19 protein-coding genes are annotated in these 25,874 nt (G+C 42.2%); 5 read left to right on the forward strand and 14 right to left on the reverse strand.

Annotation, left to right across the window (positions count from 1 at the left end):
- Positions 1 to 194 precede the first annotated feature (194 nt).
- Positions 195 to 965: a DUF4846 domain-containing protein gene (locus P2W82_RS00740; protein WP_336513910.1), complete on the reverse strand. Its 771-nt coding sequence runs from the start codon at positions 963 to 965 to the stop codon at positions 195 to 197.
- 66 nt (positions 966 to 1,031) lie between these two features.
- Between P2W82_RS00740 and P2W82_RS00745 the strand changes: the two genes are divergently transcribed.
- The 3 genes from P2W82_RS00745 (at position 1,032) to P2W82_RS00755 (ending at position 4,439) form a co-directional block, all read left to right on the forward strand.
- Complete coding sequence (locus tag P2W82_RS00745) at positions 1,032 to 2,195, forward strand: sigma-54-dependent transcriptional regulator (protein WP_336513911.1); 1,164 nt, start codon at positions 1,032 to 1,034, stop codon at positions 2,193 to 2,195.
- A gap of 186 nt (positions 2,196 to 2,381) precedes the next feature.
- The gene (locus P2W82_RS00750) at positions 2,382 to 3,914 is read left to right on the forward strand and encodes a S26 family signal peptidase (protein ID WP_336513912.1); all 1,533 of its coding nucleotides are present in this window, start codon (positions 2,382 to 2,384) and stop codon (positions 3,912 to 3,914) included.
- Between the two features lie 39 nt (positions 3,915 to 3,953).
- Positions 3,954 to 4,439: a cytidine deaminase gene (locus P2W82_RS00755; protein ID WP_336513913.1), complete on the forward strand. Its 486-nt coding sequence runs from the start codon at positions 3,954 to 3,956 to the stop codon at positions 4,437 to 4,439.
- Between the two features lie 165 nt (positions 4,440 to 4,604).
- On the opposite strand, the gene P2W82_RS00760 is transcribed toward P2W82_RS00755, so the two are convergent.
- From P2W82_RS00760 to P2W82_RS00785, 6 genes are all read right to left on the reverse strand, one after another.
- The gene (locus P2W82_RS00760; protein WP_336513914.1) at positions 4,605 to 5,909 is read right to left on the reverse strand and encodes a TolC family protein; all 1,305 of its coding nucleotides are present in this window, start codon (positions 5,907 to 5,909) and stop codon (positions 4,605 to 4,607) included.
- Positions 5,872 to 8,967, reverse strand: coding sequence for an efflux RND transporter permease subunit (locus tag P2W82_RS00765; protein WP_336513915.1), 3,096 nt, complete (start codon positions 8,965 to 8,967; stop codon positions 5,872 to 5,874). Before P2W82_RS00765 ends, P2W82_RS00760 begins: the two co-directional genes overlap by 38 nt.
- A 23-nt stretch (positions 8,968 to 8,990) precedes the next feature.
- Positions 8,991 to 10,037 carry an efflux RND transporter periplasmic adaptor subunit gene (locus tag P2W82_RS00770; RefSeq protein WP_336513916.1) on the reverse strand — a complete coding sequence of 349 codons (1,047 nt, stop codon included), beginning with the start codon at positions 10,035 to 10,037 and terminating at the stop codon, positions 8,991 to 8,993.
- Between the two features lie 443 nt (positions 10,038 to 10,480).
- Entirely contained in the window at positions 10,481 to 10,687 is a 207-nt protein-coding gene (locus tag P2W82_RS00775; RefSeq protein ID WP_336513917.1) for a thioredoxin domain-containing protein, read from the reverse strand.
- 709 nt (positions 10,688 to 11,396) lie between these two features.
- Positions 11,397 to 11,915, reverse strand: a complete 519-nt coding sequence (locus P2W82_RS00780) for a methylated-DNA--[protein]-cysteine S-methyltransferase (RefSeq protein ID WP_336513918.1) — start codon at positions 11,913 to 11,915, stop codon at positions 11,397 to 11,399.
- A 5-nt stretch (positions 11,916 to 11,920) separates the two neighbouring features.
- Positions 11,921 to 12,259, reverse strand: a complete 339-nt coding sequence (locus P2W82_RS00785; protein WP_336513919.1) for a tRNA-binding protein — start codon at positions 12,257 to 12,259, stop codon at positions 11,921 to 11,923.
- Positions 12,260 to 12,510: 251 nt separating this feature from the next.
- Here P2W82_RS00785 and P2W82_RS00790 point away from each other — a divergent pair, with 251 nt between their 5' ends.
- Together P2W82_RS00790 and P2W82_RS00795 are read left to right on the forward strand one after the other, a co-directional pair.
- Positions 12,511 to 13,929 (forward strand): Gfo/Idh/MocA family protein, encoded by a 1,419-nt coding sequence (locus tag P2W82_RS00790; protein WP_336513920.1) that lies wholly within the window; start codon positions 12,511 to 12,513, stop codon positions 13,927 to 13,929.
- A 250-nt stretch (positions 13,930 to 14,179) separates the two neighbouring features.
- Positions 14,180 to 17,293: a choice-of-anchor tandem repeat GloVer-containing protein gene (locus P2W82_RS00795; protein WP_336513921.1), complete on the forward strand. Its 3,114-nt coding sequence runs from the start codon at positions 14,180 to 14,182 to the stop codon at positions 17,291 to 17,293.
- Positions 17,294 to 17,346: 53 nt separating this feature from the next.
- On the opposite strand, the gene P2W82_RS24750 is transcribed toward P2W82_RS00795, so the two are convergent.
- From P2W82_RS24750 to P2W82_RS00825, 7 genes are all read right to left on the reverse strand, one after another.
- Positions 17,347 to 17,562, reverse strand: a complete 216-nt coding sequence (locus tag P2W82_RS24750; protein ID WP_419555693.1) for a response regulator transcription factor — start codon at positions 17,560 to 17,562, stop codon at positions 17,347 to 17,349.
- A complete protein-coding gene (locus P2W82_RS00800) occupies positions 17,466 to 18,137 on the reverse strand; it encodes a PAS domain-containing protein (RefSeq protein WP_336513922.1) in 672 nt (223 codons plus the stop codon). The genes P2W82_RS24750 and P2W82_RS00800 overlap by 97 nt, the downstream gene beginning before the upstream one ends.
- Positions 18,138 to 18,994: 857 nt before the next feature.
- Positions 18,995 to 20,599, reverse strand: a complete 1,605-nt coding sequence (locus P2W82_RS00805; RefSeq protein WP_336513923.1) for a tail fiber domain-containing protein — start codon at positions 20,597 to 20,599, stop codon at positions 18,995 to 18,997.
- A gap of 34 nt (positions 20,600 to 20,633) precedes the next feature.
- On the reverse strand, positions 20,634 to 22,145 hold the full coding sequence (locus P2W82_RS00810; RefSeq protein ID WP_336513924.1) for a tail fiber domain-containing protein: 1,512 nt from the start codon (positions 22,143 to 22,145) through the stop codon (positions 20,634 to 20,636).
- A gap of 42 nt (positions 22,146 to 22,187) precedes the next feature.
- On the reverse strand, positions 22,188 to 24,038 hold the full coding sequence (locus P2W82_RS00815) for a T9SS type A sorting domain-containing protein (RefSeq protein WP_336513925.1): 1,851 nt from the start codon (positions 24,036 to 24,038) through the stop codon (positions 22,188 to 22,190).
- Between the two features lie 383 nt (positions 24,039 to 24,421).
- Positions 24,422 to 24,862 (reverse strand): hypothetical protein, encoded by a 441-nt coding sequence (locus tag P2W82_RS00820; RefSeq protein WP_336513926.1) that lies wholly within the window; start codon positions 24,860 to 24,862, stop codon positions 24,422 to 24,424.
- Positions 24,863 to 24,969: 107 nt separating this feature from the next.
- Entirely contained in the window at positions 24,970 to 25,800 is an 831-nt protein-coding gene (locus P2W82_RS00825; RefSeq protein WP_336513927.1) for a helix-turn-helix domain-containing protein, read from the reverse strand.
- Between the last annotated feature and the right edge of the window lie 74 nt (positions 25,801 to 25,874).

A 25,874-nucleotide genomic window follows, 5' to 3' on the forward strand; every position in this document is an offset into this window, starting at 1 on the left:
TCCAATTGAGTTGTCGGTTGTCAGAACAGTTACAGGACGTTTCTGTTAAATTTGCTATTCTTGCATTTGTGATACAGTTTTCAGTTTCGGCTGAGGCAGGAGATTTAAAATGTAAGCTTCAGTATCAAGCAAGCTGTTGTATTTTCTTCCTGTGTTCCGTATTCTATCTTTTTTCTCTGTTTTCTGTTTCTCTTCTACCAGGTCCTGATCGTCTTCGCAGGGAAATTCCATTCCGGAGTAACAGTTCCAGACCCAATAGATAATGAATACCATGGATTACTGTCGCTGTTAACTGGATTACGCAGTATATGAATATCCTGAGCGGGCATATAACTTTGAGCCAGTAAAAATATATGATCTCCTTTCCTGTTCTCCGCAACATCGACAATAATTACTGCATGACCAGGTGATCCTCCCTGGATAATTACATCACCTGGTGAAATTTCGTTTGTACTTTTCAGTAAGTGAAGCTGTTTTTCAAGGGAGGCGGTACCACACCATGAATACACATATTCAAGGTATTTTTTAAAATCCTTGTCCGAATCGCTTCCGTTATATCGATAGGCTTTTCGGTTATTGTCATAAAAAACAATATCGCTTCTGCGATTTATTGAACGAAGCCATTCAGCCCGTAAGCGCATAACAGCATCAGCACATTGCTGCAGATTTTTATCACCGACAGAAATATCCAGAACTGCAAATTGTGCAGACTGATTTGCCTTTTGCAAACCATTGAATAAATAAACAGTATTGTCTTTTTTTAATTCTATATGCCGCAACCAGTAGCCGAATTCGCCAGGTTTCAGGGATGGACGATAGAAACCTTCGGGGGCTGGTATCTGTTTAATCTGCGCGTAGCTTCCGTTCTCGGATGAGCCTGGTAATGAATCTTCTGAATATTTGGTTGATAATAATGTGGAAAGGAAAAGGGATAAAAAAAGCAGCTGGCCCGGCAATGAAATCATTATTTACTATTTTTACCCGGAGATGTATCGCTATTGTGAATCCATACAAAAAGTTTGTTAAAACTTATGTCGAATATTCTGATTATCGATGACGAAAAAGCCATCAGAAAAACTTTATCAGAAATACTTTCCTATGAAGGATATAAAATTGAAGAGGCGGGCGATGGTGAAGAAGGATTGAAAAAATTTAAAGAGAAGGCTTATGACGTGGTGCTTTGTGATATCAAAATGCCAAAAATCGATGGGCTCGAATTTCTTGACAAAGCGAATGAATTGAACGCTGATGTACCTGTGATCATGATCTCCGGTCACGGCACCATTGAAACAGCGGTAGAGGCGGTTAAAAAGGGTGCTTATGACTACATCGCAAAGCCACCAGACCTCAATCGCTTATTGATTACCATACGTAACGCGCTCGACAAAACCAACCTCGTTACCGAAGCAAAAGTTCTGCGTCGAAAGGTCACCAGGGTGGATGAAATGATTGGCCAGTCCCCTGCGATTGTCAAAATAAAAGATACCATAGAGAAAGTTGCACCTACAGATGCCCGTGTGCTGGTAACCGGTGAAAACGGAGTCGGTAAAGAACTGGTAGCCCGTTGGCTACACGAAAAAAGCAATCGCAATAAATCCCCGCTGATTGAAGTCAACTGCGCTGCGATCCCCAGCGAACTGATCGAAAGCGAACTCTTCGGTCACGAAAAAGGATCTTTTACATCTGCCGTGAAGCAACGGATCGGAAAATTTGAACAGGCTCACGGAGGAACTCTGTTTCTGGATGAAATAGGAGATATGAGTCTGAGTGCGCAGGCCAAAGTTTTACGTGCATTGCAGGAGGGCAAAATCACCCGCGTAGGCGGCGATAAAGATATCAGTGTAGATGTAAGAGTCATTTCAGCAACCAACAAGGATTTACTGGCAGAAGTGGAAGAGAAACAATTCCGCCTTGATCTTTACCATCGACTAAGTGTTATCATCATTCATGTTCCATCGCTTAACGACAGAAAAGATGATATCCCGCTGCTGGTAGAGAAATTCCTTGATGATATCTGTCAGGAATACGGGATCGCCAGGAAAGCCATTGATAGTGATGCAATAGAGGCTTTAAAGTCGCATAACTGGACAGGTAATATCAGGGAATTGCGAAATGTTGTCGAAAGATTAATAATCCTTTCAGGAAAATCTATTTCATCCTCTGATGTAAGTAATTATGTGATCCCCCGTAAATAGTCAGAACTGCCTGCTTTACAGATCATCTGACTGAAATGCAGTATGTATTGTGAACAATCCCCCGTTGGGTGAATTCAGCATTTTTATGGCCATCGCCACGGGATCTGTAATTTTTAAACTGCAATTGCGACAAACTAAGGGAATCGTTCATTTTACACTAATTTTGCACCCTAAATTCCTGATTGAATGAGTATTGGCTGGATTATATTTATTGTCTGTACCATCGGCTTTCACATAGGCTTGTACGGTATGTTCCGCAAAGCCGGAATTGAACCATGGAAAGCACTGATCCCATATTATAACACATGGGAGATGGTGAATAAAATGCAGATCAAAAAATACTGGTTTTTCCTGCAGTTTATTCCGATCGCCGGTCAGTTCATCACGATTTGGTTGTACATACGATTTGTAGAATATTTCGGTCGGTTTTCAGTATTACATCATGCAGCCGCCGTTTTCTTTCCATTCATTTATTTTCCTTATCTCGGGTACTCGAAAAATGAAAGATTCGCAGGGAAAAAGGTTGTTGATAACTATAAAAAATCTTCCGCACGGGAATGGATAGACGCAGGTGTGTTTGCAATTGTGGCAGCTACGATTATCCGCACTTTCGTTTTTGAAGCATACACAATTCCAACGGGATCAATGGAAAAGACTTTGCTGGTGAATGATTTTCTTTTCGTCAGTAAGACCAGTTATGGTCCGCGTCTTCCAAAAACTCCTTTATCCTTTCCTTTTGTTCATCATACTTTACCTATTACTAATTCGAAATCTTACCTCGAGTGGATTGAACTTCCTTACAAGAGATTGTTCGAAAGCCCGGTGAAAAGAAATGATGTTGTTGTTTTCAACTACCCCGTGGGAGATACAGTCATTGCGGAATATCAATCAGAGGTCAACTATTATGATTATCTCAGGAGTTATCCTACGTTCAGACCTGGCGGAACAAGGGAGACGCTGCTTGCGGAACGCGATGATATTCTCGTCAGGCCAGTAGATAAAAGAGAGAATTTCATTAAGCGTTGCGTGGGAATACCTGGTGATACATTGCAGATTAAAGATGGGCTTTTGTATGTGAATGGAAAACCCGGTGAAGTACCACCGAAATCTGAAGTTCCTTATTACGTCACCACAGATGGCAAGGGAACGTTCCCGGAAGAGTTTCTTACCGAAGAGCTGAATATTACAGGTGATGATGATGGTCAGCGTGACATGATGCAGGTACCGGGCAAACCGAATACCTGGTTGATAAACATGACTGAAGAGCAGGCAAGGAAAGTGATGAGTTTTCCTTTTGTGATTCGCGGTTCAGTGATGAAAGATCTTAATCGCGCGGGCTTCGGTAATACTTTTCCTCACGACACTGCTCACTTCAGGTGGTCAGAAGATAATTTTGGTCCGCTTTGGGTACCGGCAAAAGGAAGTTCAGTGACGCTCACACCCGAAAACATTGCATTATACCAAAGGATCATCGAAGTTTATGAAAATAATAAGTTTGATATCCAGGGTGGTAAATACATCATCAATGGGGTTCCTGCAACGACATATACTTTTAAGATGAATTATTACTGGCTGATGGGTGATAATCGGCACAACTCACAGGATTCAAGATTCTGGGGTTTTGTACCCGAGGACCATGTGGTTGGTAAAGCTTCCCTGATATTTTTCAGCTGGCAACATGGGCCAAGGTGGAACAGGTTGTTTAAGTCGATCAGGTAAAGCATGATTTTTTTCTGCTTTGCGAAACATGGATTGCATATGGAAAAAAAACAAAAGCTGATTCAATACACTTCTTATACATCAATCGATGAACTGGGAAAGGATGATCAATGGCTGCTGAATGAAGCGAGATCACAAACCAGCTTGTCTTATGCACCATATTCCAACTATCATGTAGCTGCTGTAGCACGAATGGATAGCGGTGAAATCATTCATGGTACTAACCAGGAGAATGCATCTTTTCCTGTTGGCCTTTGCGCCGAACGCGTATTACTTGCGGCTGTTTCTTCTGTTTGTCCTGGTGAATCAATTGATACGCTTGCAGTGAGCTACGATAACCACCGCGACGGAAGCGATCATCCCGTGGCACCTTGCGGAATCTGCCGTCAGAGTCTTGCCGAATTCGAAGACAGGATGAAACACCCGGTGAGACTAATCCTGAGCGGAATGAAAGGCGAAGTGTTTGTATTTGAATCCGCTAAAAGCTTATTGCCATTTGCTTTTGAAGGAACCGAATTGCGTTGAACGTTAAACGTAGAACGTAGAACGTGAGCGCTTGCGATTTTTTGGCGGATGATTGTCCGGAAGATTTTTCCCGTCCTACGAATTACCGGAAAGAAACAATTGCAATTCAGCAGGTTCTTTCACTCATGGGTTATTACGTTTGACGTTGAACGTATAACGTTCAACCTAATAGATCATCACTTCTCCCGCCAGCAATTGAATATTCGTCGCTGCGAGTTTTGCCCGATACTGTGCATTGATATAACGGTCACGCGCATCTGTTAAGCTCAGTTGCGCCTGCCTGAGTTCGATGGAATTACTTTGCAGTTTTCTGAATCTTTCAGTTGCAATAAAGTTGTTCTCTTCTGCAATGTCAACATTCTTTTTTTCTACTTCAGCAACACGCAGTGCTGTCAGGTATTCCTGGAAAGCAACATGCAGGTCACTTTGAATCTGTGTTCGAAGCAGATCGGTTTGTAACTGTTGTTGTTTAAGCTGCACCTCATTGACACGCAACTGGGTTTTTACAATATTGCTGTTAAAAATAGGAACCGCCAGCCCTATACCTATATTGGGGCCGTAGGTAAGATTGGTAAGGAAGAAACCTGCAGAAGCGACATTTCGGTTATAGTTGGTCACACTGGTAAGACTGAGAACAGGCAGTCTTTGAGCATTGATGATTCTTCTGTCCTGCAGCAATACTGCTCTGTCGCGCTGCGCAAGTAGCAGCTGAAAATTCTGTGTATCTGCCCGTGCAGTATAGTCTTTCAATGATATCGGCTGAATCAGAACTGCAGTGTCTGCTGCATCGACTGGTTGTTCGGGTTCACGTTTGAGAAGATTGTTAAGAATGATTTTAGTCTGGCGGATTTGCTGTTGGAGATTTTCGAGTACTATTTTTTGTGCATTCAGATCTATTTCAGCCTGGAGCATGTCTGTTTTCGCAGCACTACCTACATTAAATCTTGTTTCAGCTATTTTGAAGCGTTCTTCAGATAAAGCAATAATGCCGGAAGTAGCCTGCACCTGCTGATGCAATCGCACGAGGTTATAATATACGATAAGCACATCGTAGCTCAGTTGCGTTACTTCCTGTCTGAATGCGATCTCGCCAATTTTCTCCAGTTCTTTGAAGCGTTCTTTAGTGGCAACAACACGCATACCGTTATACAACCTCCAGTTCACCGAAAGGTTAGCAGAAAGAATATTGTTGGTAGCTCCCTTACTGACGATCTCGTTACCATTGGTTAACTTCTGATTGATATTGGTAAATGCTTCAGTATTGGAAATGCCCGCAGTAATTACCGGCCACCTGCCGGCATTACCCCAGTTGTTATTGATTTTTGCAATATCGATATCTGCCCTGGCAATCTGAACCCTTAGGTTATTCTGAATGGCCATATCCAATACCTGCTGCGCAGTAAGTAAACTATCCTGCGCACTGACACCAACACTAATGATCAGACTTATGAACAAGAGGCTCCTCTTCATGAACTTTATGTTTTTTCCTCGAGATATAACTATATAAAGCAGGTACAACGAAAAGAGTCAGTACGAGTGCGAATAACATCCCACCGACGATCACAATTCCCAACGGAACACGGCTCGCTCCCGCAGAACCCAACGCAACAGCAATCGGTAACGCACCAAGTGATGTAGCAAGAGTTGTCATCAGGATCGGGCGCAACCTAGCTACAGCTGCATCCTGCGCCGCAGCAAATTTATCTTTACCTGTGGACTCACGGATCTGGTTTGCAAATTCCACAATAAGAATACCATTCTTTGTCACAAGACCTATCAGCATGATAATGCCGATCTGTGAAAATATGTTCAGCGATTGACCGAATATCGCAAGACTTACTACAGCACCCGCAAGCGCAAGTGGTACCGTGATCATGATAATGAACGGATCGACGAAACTTTCAAACTGTGCAGAAAGTACAAGATAGATCAACACGATGGCAAGCACGAATGCAAACATGGTATTGGATGAGCTTTCAGCAAAGTCACGGGATGAACCGCTCAATGAAGTACTGAAAGTTTCATCAAGCACTTTTTCTTTTATCCTTTCCATCTCCTTGATGCCTTCTCCAAGTGTTCTGCCCGGTGCAAGACCCGCCTGAACGGTGGCACTCTTCAACCTGTTGAAATGATAAATCGTAGGCGGGTTCGCAGCTTCAGCAACATTGACAACATTGTCAAGTTGAAAAAGTTGTCCGTTTCTGTTGCGGACATAAAAGGCTTTCAGGTCCAGAGGAGCATCCCGGTCCTTACGATCTACCTGCCCGATCACCTGGTACTGTTTACCATTGCGGATGAAATACCCAAAGCGTCGTCCACTGAGAGCCATCTGCAAAGTGTTCGTAATATCCAGGATGGAAACTCCGAGCTCGCTTGCTTTCAAACGATCGATTGTTACCTGTAGTTCCGGTTTGTTGAATTTCAGATTCACATCAAATCCCTGGAACACCGGGCTTTTTCCAACTTCGTCCATAAAGTCGGGAACCTTTTCTTTTAGTTTTTCAAAACTCAGGTTTTGAATTACAAACTGTACCGGCAGGGAAGTACGTCCACCTGACCCCACGGATATCGTCTGTTCCTGGACGGTCAGAACACGAACTTCATAAAAATTTCTAAACATCCGGTTCATTTGGGCGGCAATCTGATCCTGCGTTCTCACTCTCTCCTCACGGTCAGTCAGCCCCATGCTGATAATTGCAGAATTTGAACCACCAGATCCCCGGAAGCCAGGTGCAAAAGATAGCACGACAAAACGTTCGGGCACTGAATCAATTATTTTCTCTACCACGTCATAGACTACTTTGTCCATATAGTCGAAATCGGTTCCTTCAGGTGCCAGAATAGTTGCCCTTAAACGATTTCTGTCTTCCAGCGGTGCCAGCTCAGAGGGTAACCCTTTACCAATAAGATAAATCAAAGCAACGCAGGCAAGAACAATAATCAATGCAACCCATCTGGCTTTCATGAAGCCTGCCAGTACATTTCGGTAACCATTTTCCATTCCGCGGAAAAACGGTTCTGACTTTCTGTAAAACCAGGAATGCCTGATGCCACCTTTGCGCGTCAGGTAAATATTAAGTACAGGCGTCAGCGTTAGTGATACAAATGCAGATATCAAAACAGCGCCGGCTACAACGATGCCGAATTCACGGAAGAGCCGTCCGACAAATCCCTGCAGAAATATGATCGGTAGAAATACAATCGCGAGTGTAATGGAAGTTGCGATTACGGCGAAGTAGATTTCGTTGGAACCTTCACGGGCAGCTTTGAATCTGTCCATACCCTGTTCCATCTTTTTAAATATATTCTCCGTCACAACGATACCATCATCCACCACAAGACCGGTCGCAAGTACAAGGGATAATAAAGTAAGTACATTGATCGAGAAGCCGGCAATGTACATGATGAAAAATGCACCAATCAATGAAACCGGGATGTCAATCAAGGGACGGAATGCGATCGACCACTCACGGAAAAAGAGATAAATAATGATTACTACCAATCCTATGGCGATCACTAATGTCTCTTCAACTTCATCGATGGCTTTACGGACAAACGTTGAACGATCAAATCCAATTTCAAGAAGGATATCATCAGGCATATCCTTTTTGATCACTTCGAGTCTTTTATAAACTTCATCCGCTATTGCTACCTGGTTGGAGCCAGGCAATGCAACTATTGCAAGGTTTACGGATTTAATATTATTTTTCCTGGTAGAACTTTCTTCATTCTCTGGTCCGAGTTGCGCATAACCAATATCTCTCAGCCTGATGATACGGCCTGCATCCTGTGTGATGATCAGGTTATTGAAATCATCTTCTGTCGTAAGTTTTCCATATGCTTTAACAGTAAGTTCTGTATTGCTTCCTCTTACTTTTCCACCAGGCAGTTCGATGTTTTCGCGGTCTAATGCATTTCTTACATCGGCAATCGTCAGTTGATAGGCCGCCAGGCGAACCGGATCAAACCATATCCTCATTGAAATTCGCTGCCCAAAAATATTAACGCCGCTAACCCCGCTGATTGTCTGCAATCTTTCCTGTACAATATTCTCAGCAAAATCAGTCAGATCAAGCAATGTGCGTTTACTGCTCTGCATCTGGAGAAAGATGATCGGATCGGAATCCGAATCCTGCTTGTACACAGTTGGAGGTGCATCAATATCCTGCGGTAAATTAGGACTCGCCTGTGAAACCTTTTCACGTACATCATTTGCAGCTTTTTCCAGGTCAACACCCAATTCAAATTCCACGTTGATACTGCTGGAACCCTGTGCACTTGAAGAAGTTATGCTCTTTACGCCTTCAACACCGTTCACTGCTTTTTCCAATGGCTCGGTGATCTGCTGTTCAATAATTTCAGCATTCGCACCAATATAAGAGGTGTTAACGTTTACCACCGGCGGGTCAATGGCCGGATACTCCCTTACTCCCAGGAACGTATAACCGATAGCACCGAAGATGATGATCACGATAGAACATACAACAGCGAGTACCGGCCGTTTTATACTGATTTCTGATAAATTCATCAGATCCTTTTTTCGGCTAATCGTTATTTAATATTGGACAGCTTTACTTTGGAGCCGTTACGTAAGAACAGTAAACCTGTTGTTATGAGCGTATCTCCAAAATTCAACCCCTGCGTTACCTGTATCATACTAGAATCCCTGATACCCGTTGACACATCAACAAAAGAAGCATTTCCGCCCCGGTACAAAACCACCTGCTTGTTTCTTGAAACCGGAATTACAGCTTCTGTTGGTATCATGATTGCTTCGTTATTTTTCCCTAATACCACTTCAACCTTTGCAAAATTTCCCGGAACCAGATATTTATCAGCCGCGTTAATCACCGCTTTCACCCGCAGGTTTCTTGTATTCTGTTCAACACTGCTTTCAGTGGCTACCACTTTGGCTTTGTAATTTTCATTACTTCCATCAATCCTGAAATTGACATCCATACCGTTCCTGATCTGTGAGCTGTATTTTTCAGGAATACTGAATTCCATTTTCATCTGGTTGACCTGGCTGATTGTAGTCAATACATTAACAGGAGTGATATATGCCCCAGGACTGATGTTGCGTAGTCCAAGCCTGCCTGCATAAGGTGCCCTGATCTCCGTTTTGCTTATATTCACTTCTACCAGTTCAATATCTGCCTTAATATTATTTACCGAAAGAAGACTTAAGTCGTAATCCTGCTGACTGATACCGCTGATCTTCAGAAGTTCCCGCTGGCGTTCCTCGGTTTTTTCAGCGATCTGCAGCTGGACTTTCAGCTTTTTCAATTCGGCCTGGAGATCACCGTCAAATAATTTGACCAGCAATGTACCCCTGGCGACATTGGTTCCCTCTTTAATATTCAGTTGAACTACCCGGCCTGAAATTTCAGGTCTTATCTCGGTCGCTTCGTACGGCAGAATATTTCCGGTAACATCAAAGGTTTCACTGATCGCAGTAGGCTTGATCATAAATCCTTCCACAGAAACTGCGGCTGCATTTGGTGAGCCGGGAGGAGGCGCCGCAACCACATTTTTTTTCTCTTTACAGGAAGCGACTAAAAACAAAAAAGCAAGGAAACAAATGCTGTTTTTTTTCATGAGACTGCGAAATTAAGCCATCCCCAAAATAATAGGTTGAAAATGTTAATATATCGGATTGATGGCATATGGATCAAAAAGGTCCATTCGAGTGACGGTGTTTAGATGCCTTCGCTTTAAATAACTTGCTGGGCTGAAACCAATTTGTGAGAAATTTTGCAGGTGATGGGCAATGAGAATCATCGATTCTGATTCGGAGCTGATAGTAAAAAACGGGAAGATTCAGATTTCCCGTTTAATGAATGATATCATGTTTTAGCTATTTGATTCCGCAGGCCACTGCCTTATTCTATGAGGGGTCAGACATAGAACCCTTATCCAATGCGGCTATTGCATTTTCCACCAATTTTGACTTTCACAGCTGAAGCGTCCTGTGAATTATCGTCAATAGCACCGATGTATTTAAATCCTGTCCTTAGACAGCAGGAACACATGAAAATTTTTTATTGCCCCGAGCGTTGGATATACTTTTTGTCCTCATCAAAAAGGCAGATAAAACGTTTCTGTTCTTTTGCTCTGGCCTGCATAGCTTCGAAGCCATCATCTGCGAAAAGATCCGGATTTGCAGGATTATTCGCGATAAACAGGATAAACCTGTGATGCAGACTTATTACTAAAATCGATACTCCTTTGCCCATATGCTTTCGCAACCTGGCAATGATTGCACGTGAATATCACGAGAAAGCCCTTGAATAGTCCTTAAGTGATATTATTTTACCGTATAAATTTTTTAATCTGAAATCATCCGCTTTTTGTCCCAGTTGATATCCATCGCTGGAATTAGGAAAAGCTGCTGTCCCAATGAAAAGCAACAACTTTGTGATACCGATTTTTGATGTTCATTTCATAACCGGTTTTTATCGATGAAAAGTTGATATTACTGCTTTACAAAATCCGCAATTAATTAGTTCATTTTTCTCCAGATCATTTTTGAAATCCAGGCTGATGAGAATCAATTTAAACGGCGCACCATTTCCAGCCTTATTTTCAGAAAGCTCTTTAAAAATAGGTCACACTTCCACACAGAGTTTACACCAGGTCGCCCCAAAAAATTCATGGCACAGGTAGTGTCTTTACCATTGTCGCTCCGATCTCTTAATACACTGAACTTTTCGTATACTTCCTGTCCCTGTACGTCCATACAGGTAACGGATAAGCATAGCGGCAGAAACGAATTGAGAAAACATTGTCATTTGAACAGAGATTGTTTATCCATTCATTTTCTTCGTTCCATGACCTTACTATGTCAATCAACGTCGCGAATATTTTCTGTTCTGGAATGTATGGATGGAGTTGGTTCCCGGATTCAAGTACTGATATTACAGGCCCGCATTGTATTGAAGAATTGTTATAGGAAGATCAATCGAACAATTCTGCTGCACCATTTCCAATTCGGTTTTCGAGTGCGAGCAGGAATTGTTTCCGCCAAACACCGCCGCCATATCCCACCATAGAGCCATTGGAGCCAATCACCCGATGACATGGAATGATAATAGCAATGGGATTTCTGCCATTCGCGGTACCTGCAGCCCGGATACATTTAGGATCGCCTAGTAGGATTGCCAGTTGCTGATAGCTGATGGTCCTGGCGTAGGGGATATGTGTTAGTTTTTCCCAAACTCTTAACTGGAACTCTGTCCCTTCGGGGCGAAGGGGTATGGAAAAATCAATCCTGCTGCCTGCAAAATATTCCTTTAATTGTGCCACAGTTTCATAAATAATGATATTGTCGGGCAATTCATTCATTTTAATTTCGCCCCTTGGCTGCATCGGGTCGTTACTTATAAAGTGCAATGCTACAAGGCTTCTATCACTGGCCTTGATTTGCAGCATCCCTGCCGGACTTAAAAACCCGTAAGTTGTTAACTGTTCTACCATCAGGCCTAACCGATTTTCATTCCATTGGTTACTTTCATACCCGGTTGAAGAAGAATGACATCTTTTTCTTCATTATATACTCCCAGCACCAGGCATTCGCTGAAAAAATTGCCGATCTGTTTTACAGGAAAATTCACAACAGCGATAATTTGTCTTCCTGTCAACTCATCTGGTGAATAGAATTTGGTGATCTGTGCCGATGATTTTTTAATTCCCAGATCACCAAAATCGATTTGTAATTTATATGCAGGTTTTCTTGCATTCGGAAATGTTTCCGCGCTTATTATCGTACCAACACGCATATCTACTTTTTCAAAATCTTCCCACGAAAGTTCATAGTTCATAGTTCATATTTTGAACAGCCGGTTTACTGTTTCTCTTTCTGTTTCTGTTTCTACATAACAGTTAACCTGATTTTTTATTACAGTTTTCAGTTTTCGGTTTTCAGTTTTCAAAAGCTGTATTCTGATCTCCCAAAAATACGGCTGTTTCACTATGAACTACGAACTATGAACTATGACTACTGTAAACATTCAATCTTCAACTTTCAACTCCCTCTCACATTTTTTTCCTACCTTAAAAAAAAATTCCAATTATGCCATATGTATCTGGATCCCGTAGAAAATTTATCCGCAATCTCTCCCTTTCTGCTGCGGGCTTTTATATTGTACCGCGTCATGTTCTTGGTAAAGGTTATATCTCTCCGAGCGATAAACTCAACATTGCAGCAATCGGAACCGGTGGTAAGGGTATTGTCAATCTGAACCTGTCTTATAATAAAGGTGCTGAAAATATTGTAGCGCTTTGTGATGTCGACGATCGTCAATCTGTTGAGGCGCGCAAAAACTGGCCCAATGCTCCTTATTATAAAGATTACAGGGAGATGCTGGATAAGGAAGGAAAAAGAATCGATGGAGTACTTGTAAGTACGCCTGACCACATGCACTATGTACAGACCATTGCGGCAATGCAATTGGGGAAACATGTATATACAGAAAAACCACTGACACATGATATTTCTGAAGCTCGGTTACTTACAGAAGCAGAACAGAAATACAAAGTAGTTACCCAAATGGGCAACCAGGGAAGCAGTGGTGATGATACACGCAAAGTAGAAACATGGATTCAGGAAGGGGTGATCGGAGATGTGCATACGGTTCATGTATGGACGAACCGACCCGCATGGCCGCAGGGTATCCCGACACCAAAAGAAGTAGAACCGGTTCCCAAAGAAGTTGCCTGGGATCTCTGGCTGGGCACAGCTCCGCAACGTGGATATAATCATGTGTACCTGCCTACCAACTGGCGCGGCTGGTGGGATTATGGAACAGGAGCTCTGGGTGATATGGGGTGCCACTTTATCGATGTCCCTTTCCGTGCACTCCGACTCGGTTACCCGACAGCGGTAGAATGCAGTGTTGGTTCGGTGTACACAGGCTTTTTCCAGGAAGCTCATTACGATGACAGCTGTCCGCCATCTGCAAAAATACACATCCAGTTCCCTGCGCGAAATAACATGGTGCCTGTCGAAATGATTTGGTATGATGGAGGGATCAAACCCAAACGTCCGGCAGAGCTGCTCCCCGACGAAGCGATGGGAGAGTGGGATGGCGGCATTATCTTCGAAGGTACCAAAGGCAAACTGATGGCAGGCCTTTTCGGAAGGAAGCCAACGTTATTGCCTACCCGAAATATGAATGAGGCTGCGTTACCTAAGGCAAAACAGGAATTTGTACCTCGCGGTTCTGAAGGCCACCAGACCCAATGGACCAATGCCTGCAAAAAAGGATGGGGTACCTATACCAGCTCCGCGTTTTCTCTGGCAGGGCCTCTTACAGAAACGGTGCTGATGGGAAATCTTGCCACCCGAAGCTACGCTTATCGCGATCCTTCTAAAAAAGGAGACAGTGCCTATGCTGGTCGCAAGCAATTGTTGTGGGACGGAAAGAACATGCGCATCACGAATTTTGAACCAGCCAATCAGTTTGTAAAAAGAGTGTACCGTAAGTTCTAAACGAAAACATACTTTTCTCAGGATATGTAAAAGTCCGGTTGAGCTAAACGAGGATATTTTAATAGATAACAAACCACCCGTCCCGGGTGGTTTTCATTTTATACCTACCTGATCTCAGCCCGGTATGAAATGATTTCAATCATACCAACAGGTGATCTGCATCCTCGGATTTCCGAAACTGGTATTTTATTTTGAAAGACTTTTTTCTGCATGCAGAAGATATCTTCTGAAGTTCACTAACAGATATTGAATGCAACGGTTACCTATTCTTATTCTTTCGTGCCTGATCTGGCCGGTGAAAATGCTGTTTGCCCAGCCGGTATTGTATGGTGTGACTCAATCTGAAGGGTATAATAATGGTGATATTATAAAGGTGGAAACTTCCACGGGCACCATTACTTCATTGTACGGTTTTCCTGAAGATATTCTGAATCCTGCCACGGCAGGAGGACTAATGCAGGCAAAAGATGGGAAACTGTACGGGATGACGCGCAACGGGGGAAAATTCGGAGTTGGTTCAATTTTTTCCTGGGACCCTGTTGGCAAAATTTTCCAGAAAGAATTTGAATTTTCTCCGGAAAACGGTGTGAACCCGGTAGGTCCGTTAGTGCAGGCGAGAAATGGCTTGCTTTACGGCGTAACACAGGGAGAAAGTGGTATCTCCGGCGTCGTTTTTTCCTTTGATCCGGTTTCTCATGTCTATAACAAGTTACATGAATTCAGTTCGGCATTCCCGGGGGTCAGCCCGGTCTCAGGACTGGTAGCGGCACCTGACGGAAAACTCTATGGGACTACTCCCACGCAAACTCCGGTATCGTATGGGACTGTATATGGTATTGATCCTGAAAGCGGCGGATATTACCTGATATTTAATTCGACCGATGTCGACAGATATTCATTTTACAGCAGACTAACGGTGAGCAGTAGTGGAGGAATCTATGGAATCGGAAGAAGCGGAATAGTTTTCAGCGTTTACCAAAATTCAATTCAGGAATTATACAGGCTTCAACCCTCCGAAGCCATAGATCCAACCAGTCATCTGATTGCTGGTCCTGGTGGTATTTTATACGGTTCCGCTGAAGGTGGAACTTCGGATAAAGGCGTGATCTTTTCATTTGATCCGCGTTCTAAAAAATATACTAAGCTTGCTGATACTGCGATCACTATTAGTTTCCTTAAAAAGGATGAAATGCGGCTGGTGGGTTTTAAAAACAGAGAAGACGGCGCTGAGGGAACTATTGAATCTTTCGATATAGCTCATCACATATTTACATCAAATCTTGATCTTTCACAAACACTGGGAAAATTTCACTGTACCGAGATCCTTGCGGCGAACGATGGAAAATGGTACTGGACTACTGAAGCCGGCGGGATTCCGGAACTTGGAACACTATATGCGCTCAATCCGACTGACGGGTCAGACGAACTATTGTACGATTTCCGCAATGTACATGGTTCAAGGCCCCAGGAAAGCCTTGTATTTGGTAACTCAGGAAAACTATATGGTGTTACAAACGGCGGTGGAAATAATGGGCTGGGGGTGTTATTCTGTTTTGATACTACGCTCAACCGGTATTCAAAACTGTACGATTTTAATTTTTCAGACGGAGCCAATCCATCTGGTAAACTCGTCAAAGGTCAACATGGAAAACTGTTCGGTTTGACAGGTGGAGGCGGGCAATATGGTTTCGGTACTATCTATTCATTTGATCCGGCCACCCATATCTTTACCAGGTTATTCGATTTCAACGGCAGCAATGGTAATGGTCCCGAAGGTAGCCTGCTGATCACCCAAACAGACAAATTGATTGGCACCACACAAACCGGGGGGAACTTAAATCTCGGTGTGTTGTTTTCATTCGACCTTACTGATAGCAGTTACGAAGTGCTGTTTCATTTTGACTCACATAAAGGTCAATATCCTGTGGCAAATGTTATTCAAACAAGTAATGGCCGGCTGTATGGAATGGCAGCAGGTGGTGCAAACAATTTCGGGATAATATACTCATATGATACACTGACGGGAGAAACGTCAGTTCACTATGATTTTGACGGTGTGAATGGTGGAAATAATGCGGGTAATTTATTCGAGGCTAAAGACAGAAATTTATATGGATTAACGCGGATTGGAGGAAAAGACAATATTGGTGTCCTCTTTTCATTTGATCCTCGTTTAAATGTATATACCAGACTGTATGATTTCAGGTATATCTACGGACATTATCCCGAGGGAAGTCTCACACAGGGAAATGATGGCAAATTATATGGGATGACCAGAAGTGGCGGAGCCGCAGCTGCGGGTGTTGTTTTCTCCTATGACATCCAGAGTAAGATATACTCTGTTGTTGGTGAATTTGACCTGAAAAACGGCTCATATCCCTCAAGTGGCGAATTAATCGAACCTGCCGGATGCGGGAACTTCAGCGTCGCTGCATACAATTCAGGACCAGTTTGCTCAGGTTCTGCAATTACTTTGTCGGTTGACGGGCGATTTAGTTATCAATGGGAGGGCCCCGGCGGATTTTTGTCAAATGAAAAAAATCCTGTGATAACAAACACGGATACCTCAGATGCCGGAATGTATATTGTGACTGCAACGTCTGAAGATGGTTGTGAAACAGTTGATTCGACCCGGATTTTCGTGTATTCTTTGCCGGTAGATCCTGTGATCATAGCCAGCGGTCCAACGAAATTTTGTGAAGGCGGAGAAGTGTTGCTAATCACTAATTCGACGCTAAATCCAGTATGGATGAAGGATGGCCTGTTGATTAATGCGGGAGCAGATACGATTGTCGCTACTGTATCCGGCTATTATTATCTGATGGTAACAGACAATAATTCATGCAGGGCTTTGTCGGATTCAGTGCAGATTGTAGTTGATAAAAATCCGGACACTCCTGCGATTCACTGGGATGGCATCTGGCTGTCAACTGCACAGGGCCCTTATCAGTTTCAATGGCTGGTTGACAATACTGAAATACCTTCTGCTGTTGCATACAGGTATCAACCCATACGTACAGGAAACTACAGCGTGGAGATTCGTAATCAGGAAGGATGTGTTACAAGGTCAAATCAATACACATTATCAGCAACATCCTCAGGCAGCGAAATCAATATCGGTGGTGCTATAGTCCGCTGTTATCCAAACCCTGCAAGTTCGGCATTATATCTTCATAACAAAAACCTCCCACTGAAAAAAATCAGGTTACAAATGGTTGATGGAGCAGGAAGGGTTCTCCTGGAAAGATATTTTTCCGGAACCTTCACTACAGTTGATGTAAGCAGGATGCCTGCAGGCCTGTACACCATTGTTTTAAGTGATGACAGTGATAGGTCTCATCTTCAAATTACCATTGCCCGCTAGTAACAACTTGCTCTCCCACTCTCATTTCCCTATCGCACTTCCTACTTCGTCCTTCATACTTCGTCCTTCATACTTCGTCCTTCCCAAATCCGTCCTCTCTTCAGCGCATGCGCAATCAGATCCGCAGTTTTTGTACAGCCTGTTTTTTCCAATAAATTTTTTCTGAGTGTGTTTACAGTATGTTTGCTGATGAAATATTGTTCACTGATTTCGGCGCTGGATTTTCCGCGGCGAGCAGTGTGAGGATTTTCGTTTCTCTTCGGGTTAATCCTGTGGTTCCGGCTTCGAAGAGATTATCAACTTTGACATCATCATATGAAGGTTCTCCATTCATGCCGATGAGCGACAACACCGGCGTTCCATGCATCTTGAGGTGGCTGATATCGGTATGTACACCGAACGTTCGTATCACGCGGTTATCCTCAAACTGAACTGAAATCACCTGTTGCAAAATCCGGATATAACTGCCATCAGCTTTTTGAATCCTGTAATCGTAACGGACCTTGTAATTGGGAATTCTATCCATCGTTAGCCCACTATAAAAGTCAGCTACTTTGCTTTCAAAATTCAGAAACCAGGATTGATCTTCCGGGTGAATTTTGCTCAGAATCATTGGAACATTAATCTGATCACGAGGATAACCGAGCACTTCCGAGATTTCATTACTCACGAGGTCGAATTTCATATCCCGGAGGTTGGTGACATAATAGTAGTAATCACCAGCCATAAAGAAATCGAGCAGACGTTTGTAAATATTGACATCGAAAGTAAAATCATTGATCTGGTCGGGCTTGCTTATTTTTTTCCAGATTTTATCGGTCTGCTTTTCAAAAAGAGGTTGCATAAAATGGTTTGGATTTTTCAGAATCACAATAGCGCGAAGGTGATTGTCTGCTTCCGGATATTTTTTCCATTTGGGTGTTTTCTATAATCTTTTCATTGAATATGTACTCAGAAAATACCTAACAATCAGTATTGTCTGCGCGCACTTCTTCTTTTAAATTTGATGCGATTTAAAAATGCTTTTGGTTTCGCTTCGACAGAGTAGAAGTTTCGCATTGAAATGGTGTTTTATTTTCAGATGATTTGATCTTACAGCATTTTACCGGCAAACTGCTCTTCACTATGAATTATCCGACACAAAAATGTATTCAGTGAAAAAAAGATTTAATGCCGTTTGAGAAAAGGGTGAAATCACTGATTTTGTTTTTGCACTGTCAATTGTTATAAAAGATATCTAAAAAGTCAGCCGTTGCTAACCCCGATCCCCGACCTGCGCCCGCAACGGGTTTTTTAAGCGCAGGTTTTTTATTTTCCTGACTACCCAAACCTTCAGGCAATACCGCTGATTTTATAGGACAGGTACACTCATACTATTTCTTGGAGTCTGTTGCTAATGCTTATGCTGGTCGCAAGCAATTGCTGTGGGATGGGAAAAATATGAAGATTACTAATTTTGAACCGGCGAATTTGTTTGTGAAAAGAGAATACAGGAAGTTCTGAGTACAAAGTTGAAAGTTCAAAAATGCAACTTCACCGGGCACATTTAATGTGAAAGAGGCTTATACCTGATTGTTTATCATAAATGCACACCGATGCTTAATTAAATGAAAAGCTCTATGCAGGAATGCATAGAGTTTTTTTTGATTGAAAACAAACTTATATGTGTCAATTCTGCAATTCTCCAACGGGGAAAAGCAATTATTTTTTCCGTGAATTATTTGTTTCACGGCTGGTACTGGCTTCCCCGGTATTTAGTTCTTTGTAGACTTGTTTCAGGCCGGCGAGTTGTTTTTTCAGCAGTTCAATTGCCTTCTTTTTGTCTTCCTGTTGTTGATTCAATTCCTGTACGGCTTTTACCAACGGAACGACAAAAAGTGAATAGCGAAGAGCATATAGGTCGGATTCATTTTGTGGGCGCTCAACACCATCAAAATCAAAGCCAACTGATTTTGCGGCTTTCTCCACGTCTTGGGCAACAAAGCCTGCAGTCTTAACTGATGCGGGCCTTTGCCGCACTTCTGCAACTTCTCCATTTTCATTAACTTCCACAGGCTGTTCATTGTTGAGGATTTTTTCTATGGCTGCATGATCTACAGTGTAAATTACTGGCTTTAATTTATTGATTAATGCAAGGCCCGGAACGTCTTCTTCCACATCAGTTTTCAATCTGGCATCACTTACATTGTTCCAGGGGCGTGAGCCGCCAATGGCAGAAGTGAATTGGTATCCGAAACGGATTTGTTTGCTGGCAGTTACTCTGCTTCCGAATCCAATCGCGGTTGATTCCGAGAATCCGGATTCACTTGCATCAGTATAAGGCCCGGCGAATGTCATATAGGAGCCCGTTTTATGCGTCTTACCAGCTTCTATACCAATGGCTGTGTTGAAATTGCCGGTAGTTATATTTCTAAGTGCACGGTAGCCAACCGCTGTATTTGACGAACCTGTAGCGTAATACATAGCCTCCCAACCTACCGCTACATTGCTGCTGCCGGTTTCGTTGGTGAACAAAGCATAAGCACCAGCAGAAGTATTATAGTTGCCGGATTTATTTGTGAGTGAATTTAAATATCCGAGAGCTACATTGTATTCACCGATGGTGTTTTTGTACATGGCATTGAATCCGACTACACAATTGTGGGAACCTGCAGTATTGGAATAGAGTGATGATGTACCGATAGCCAGGTTATTATAACCGCCGCCACTATAATACATTGCCTCAGTACCAACTACAGTGTTTTGATAATTTGCATAGTTCTGAACCGGAAAGCCAGGTGGATTATTCCCATAGACGGCGTAGGATCCTACAGCTACAATATTATAGGGTTTAATCCCGGCAAGATTGATTGAACCAAATCCCGTATTTGAATAGCCGGTTACATTCGGCGACATTGAATAGCCAATAGCTGTATTTGAATAACCTGTTGTTGTGAAATATAAAGTTTGCGCTCCAATTCCCGTATTATTATGTCCGGTTGTGATTGCTTTCCCACTTAGGTAACCGGCGATGGTATTGTAATTACCGGACATGGTAGAGTTTTTGGTATCACCTATTAGAATATTTCCGGTCCCCGGAGCCCGAAATGTCGGAAATCCATTCAGGTATAACGTTTCGGAAAGTTGAAGCACATACCATGTTTTGGCACTGCTGCCAAATGATAATGTACCGGTGCTGGCTGGCAAAATATTGCTGTTGATTTTTGTGACAGAAATGTTATTCAATTGACGGTTGGCCTGACTGAAAGCCAATTGAATCTGAAAGTTGAATAATCCGGCAATTATAAATGCTATTATTTTGTTCATGATTTATTTTTGTCAGGGTTCAAGGGATTTTTTTTTAATTAACTCCATTGCCTCGTTTGGCCTGATGCACACTCAACTCAATTGCAGATTTTAATTCAGCAATTTCTTTTTGCAGAGCCTGAATTTCTTTATCGGATTCTTTTTCTCTTTTATTCAATTCCTGTAAGGACTTAATGAGAGGTAATACCAGAGACTCATATTGGATGGAATAGTATCCGCTTTCATTTTGTGGCTCGAGCACAGGCATAAAGCGACCCTGCTGTGCTTTCGCAATTTTAAATAAATCCTGTGCCAGAAATCCTGTTGATCTCTGTTGTTGGTTTTGTTTCAATCCAGATTCAGCCGACCAACCATACGTAACCGGTTTCAACGCCTTAATTATTTTAAGACCTGGGATATCTTCCCTAACATCTTCCATCCCCTGGGCGTTAATAAAAGTTGACCAGTTCTGGAATCCACCAATGCTGACCGTGGTACCATTGCCTACTCTCACCTGGTGGCTTAAAGTAATTTTTGCTTTATAGCCTATCGCAATAGATTCAAACCAGCCTCCTGTTACCCCTGCATCAGCCTCCACTCCGATAAAGGTATTATTGGAACCGATATTGTTCCAGGCTGCACCGCTAAGTGCACCAATAGCAGTATTCCCGGAAGCAGAGCCGGATTTATATAAACTGTTTCTTCCTACTCCAGTATTAAAGGATTTTTGATTAGCCGTCAGTACCTCAGAACCGATTGCCGTATTACCTGACCCTGTGTTAAAAAGTAAACTGTTATTTCCGAGGGCGGTATTATTTAAACCTGTGATATTACTGAACAACGAATATGCCCCGGCTGCCACATTAAACCTACCGGCCTGATTTTTCAATTGCGACTGAAAACCCAGTGCGACATTTCCATCGCCAGTTGTATTGCCCGAAAGTGCATTGTATCCGGCGCCTACGTTTCTCCCACCCTCTATATTGGCATAAAGTGTCCGGGTTCCAACACCAACATTGTTATTTCCGGTCGTGTTATTGCACAAAGAGTAAGTGCCAATCGCTGTGTTATCATTCCCATCAATATTTTTCTGCAGAGCATAAGCACCCAGAGCTGAATTATAGGAGCCTGATGTATTGTCCATTAATGCGCGGCTTCCTGCAGCTGTATTACGTTCCCCCGTGGTGTTGCTGGTTAAAGCAAATGCTCCTGCGGCAGTGTTACCATATCCTGTTGAAATAGATTTTAGTGCTGAATATCCAAAGCCATGCGCACTATTTACATTGGCATTACTATTCCCCGCATTCGCTCCCGCAAAAAGATTGTCGCCAATGCGATGAGAAAATATATTATTACCTCTTATGTAGAGGCCTTTGAATAAATAAATATTCTTCCAGCTCTTTGTATCACTACCAAGATTTAGACTGGCATTAGTTCCTGGATTGAAATTGGTGGTAATCCCAACTGGTGCAAGCAGATTGCTGAGAGATGTGTTCGCCTGACCTATTGATAAATTGTGATATAATGTGCAAAGACTGGTAATGATTATTAGTAAAATAAGTTTCATATTGATTCTGTAATAGAGTTAAAGAAATGAAAAGCGGATTTACTATTGAGCCTTAAGCATTTTTTCAGTTTTCATTATTTTCCCGTCAATAATCAGGTTATAATGGTACATGCCTGAAGCATAGCGCGACATGTCCACCCTGATATTTCCATTAGTAGTCCCGCTGATATTGACTTCTTGCAGTTTACGCCCAAGTTTATCATACAGTACTACAAATGCCTTGTTGTAAGCTACCGGTAACCTGTAGGCGATAGTCGTGTATACTGTTAGCGGGTTGGGTGAATTATAAATAACTATCGGAGAATTTTCCGCTTTTATTAGCGCCAATTCATTCAGCATATGCCTGAGTTCATCAAGTTCTTTCCGAACATCACTCAATTCATTTTTTTTACTGTTCAGAATACCCGACATTTCCTGAACGGATTTAACTAGTGGAACAACAAATTCTGCATAACGGATACCATATTCATCAGACCCATCACCAGGGTCATCAATTACTTTAATTACCGGGCTTGTTTCCTTAATCAGCTGACTAAGTTCCGCGGGGATAAATCCAGTCGAAATGAGTGTATCATTTGTTGCCGGAGTTGAAATTTTTCTTGCTCCGGAATTCATTTCACTGCTCAACACATTTCCGATGGCCTGATTCGATTTTTTGAGTACTGTGGTATAACTTACCGGCCTGAGTTTTTCTATAAAATTCATTCCCGCCACTTCATCTTCTTCAATCAGCATGAACCGGGCGTCACTGATTTTAGCAAAGGCTTTAGTTCCTCCAATATCTGTAATGTCGCTATTACCGATCCTGACCTGATTGGATGCCGTTGCCAGCGTCTTATAGCCAATGGCCGTCGTTTCAAAAATTGTACTTACAGATGCTCCGGATTCAGTCCCGATAAAAGTATTCGAAGAACCTGTGGTATACCCTGTTCCGGAAAGCTGGCCGATGCTGACATTGCTAACACCGGTTGTCTGATTCTTCAAAGCATTATAGCCGATGGCAGTGTTAGCCTGCTGCGTGCCTCCAGCCAAGGCACCTGAACCGATTGCGGTATTGTTTGCGCCTGTACGGTTAGCATATAAAGCTGAATCACCAACAGCCACATTATTGATAACTGTGGTTTGTGAATACAAAGCTTTGAAACCAATGGCAGTATTTTCTATTCCTGTGCTGTTACTGTACATGGCCTGAAAACCTGCAGCCGTATTATTTACAGCACTCACTCCCAGATATAGAGCCATTGTTCCTATAACCGTATTGTTATATCCTCCTCTGTTGCTGTACATGGCTTGTGACCCGATAGCAGTATTGTTTTTCCCTTGTGGTAATCCCGGTGAAGCCGGCGCTGTTATGCCGAGATAATAAAGTGTGCGATATCCTACCGCGATATTATTTGAGCCGACTTTGTTGCTGTACAGGCTATGGAAGCCAAGAGCACTGTTGGAATTACCTGTAAGATTATTGCTTAGCGACATGTATCCTGCAGCAACATTAAAACTGCCCGTGGTATTTCGCATTAATGTTTGGTAACCGGTTCCAGTGTTATATTGCCCTGAGTTATTTTTCAGGGAATGATCGCCTAAGCCAGTATTAAAATAAATGTTAGATGCTGATTTGCCTGCCTCTAAACCAATGAAAATGGATTGCGCGCCACTTAATATTTTGATAGTCGGGTATGCATCAAAATAAACCGAACCGGTGATGTAGGCATATTTCCACTGTTTCGAAGCACTGCCCAGCGAAACAAACTCGGTATTGAAAGGAGTGAGGGAAAGATTCGCCGCAGTTATACTATTGAGGTTTGATAATTCAATATTGGCCTGGCCACTTGCCGGCAAATAGCCCAGATAACAAATAACATACAGCAACAACGGTCTGCTAGTTAATTTCATATTGTATCATTTGTGTTTTTTGACAATAGTTAACCATGCAGTGCTACCACTGCAAATAATTGTGAATCTGACTATAACCAGACTGCAAGATTTTATCCGGGCAGGAAAATGGTGTGCTACTTTCAGGTATAGAGTAAGGGTATCTGAAAATCTTTACAAATGAAAAGCTCGTGGTAAGCCGAAGAAATACAGATCTCATGAGTCAAGTGACTCCGAAGCTATTCAGTTTTAGAAATGGAAATTAGTGAGTATAAAATTTCAGGGCGCGAGAATTCAACAATGGTCCGGAGAGTACAAAAGAATTTCTTTATTTGAAGACGACAGTATGAATATAGAAATTTTAAATTTAAAATAAAAATAATTTCTGAAAGTGAAATAATTATTCACGACCCTAATTGTCTTTTAAAGTCTTCATGATCCCAGGAGATATTAATATGATTGATTGTATTGTTTTCGTTTAAACGGAAAATAAAAATATGATCACTGTCAAAATGCTTACCCTTGTTTTTAATATCTGCGAAATCTTTCACCTGTGTACCACGAATCACTACCTGGCAACGAACAGTGTTTTCATCTTCAGCAATCGCTGAATCCAACGTGTTGTCGATATCCGGAAAGCATTCCATTAATCCACCCCATATTGCTTTTCCGAGTTCTCCGATTTTCCCAACACCACCATCGCCGAGAGGTACAAATTCAACGATACCATCCGTATCACAAAGCGATAACATTTTCTGAAGGTTTTTTTGCTGATAAGAAAACATGAATTCTATGCAAGCATTTTTTATGCTCAGCTCGTTTTGCAAATGTGTGGCCGTGTTCATTGTACAATGGTTTTAAAGTGATCTTAATTTTAAAGGACGATAAACAAAGTAATTATCTTCCGGGATAAAGCTATTGTAATTCTGCGTCAACCAATTGTAAAAATGCGTCAATTCTGCTGATGGCTTTTTTCTACATAGTTTGCCAGTTCGGTATTTTCCTGGAGATATTGATTGGGCGTTCGACCAGTGAATTCTTCAAAGTCTTTTATAAAGTGAGCATGATCATAATAGTTGCATTCATAAAAAATTTTTGCCCAGTCTACTTTTTTTTTGCCGGCTATCAGGTTGCACAGGTAAGCGATGCGACGAATGCGTGCATAATATTTTGGACTGAGACCGACCTTTTGGAAAAACTTTCTTTCAAAAGTCCGCCGGCTCATGCAGCTGTTTTTTAGCAAGTCACTTACTTCCAGCATACCGTTATGCTGCACGATAAAATTGGCAGCTTCATCTATATAATCCGGCTCAGGCTTAAGTATATGGACCTGGTGCAGAATGAAATCTTCCAGCTGGTTTACTTTTTCTTTTTCTGAAGCGGATCCTTCAATGGCATGAACGTATTTATCTACCAGCTCACGTTTGAAAATTTTATACAGATCAAGCCGGTCTTCTACTAACTCATACATGGGAAGATTAAATATTGTCGACAATGCGGCTGGCCGGAACACTATTCCTGCAATACCAATCCTACCCTGAAGAAAAAGTTTGAAGCTGTATATATTCTGACCCGAAACAAATTGCATTGGAACATTTAACCGTTCATATCTTTTATTCGTCAGACTATACTGGTTACCATAATTGAACACAATAGAGCAAAACCCGTTGGGAGGAGATTCAACGATCATTGATGTATCCATCGACCCCTCACTATCCCATACAAAGTAACATTCTACATAATTATCAAGGTCATTGCAGGGTTTGTATTTCCGGTAATACATTTGGATAAAAATAGGAATACTATATTACGAGATCATTTTGTAAAAGATGACTTTTCTTTAATTATTAGTCCTGA

The organism is Pollutibacter soli (genome assembly GCA_029269725.1).
Lineage (GTDB): Bacteria > Bacteroidota > Bacteroidia > Chitinophagales > Chitinophagaceae > Pollutibacter > Pollutibacter soli.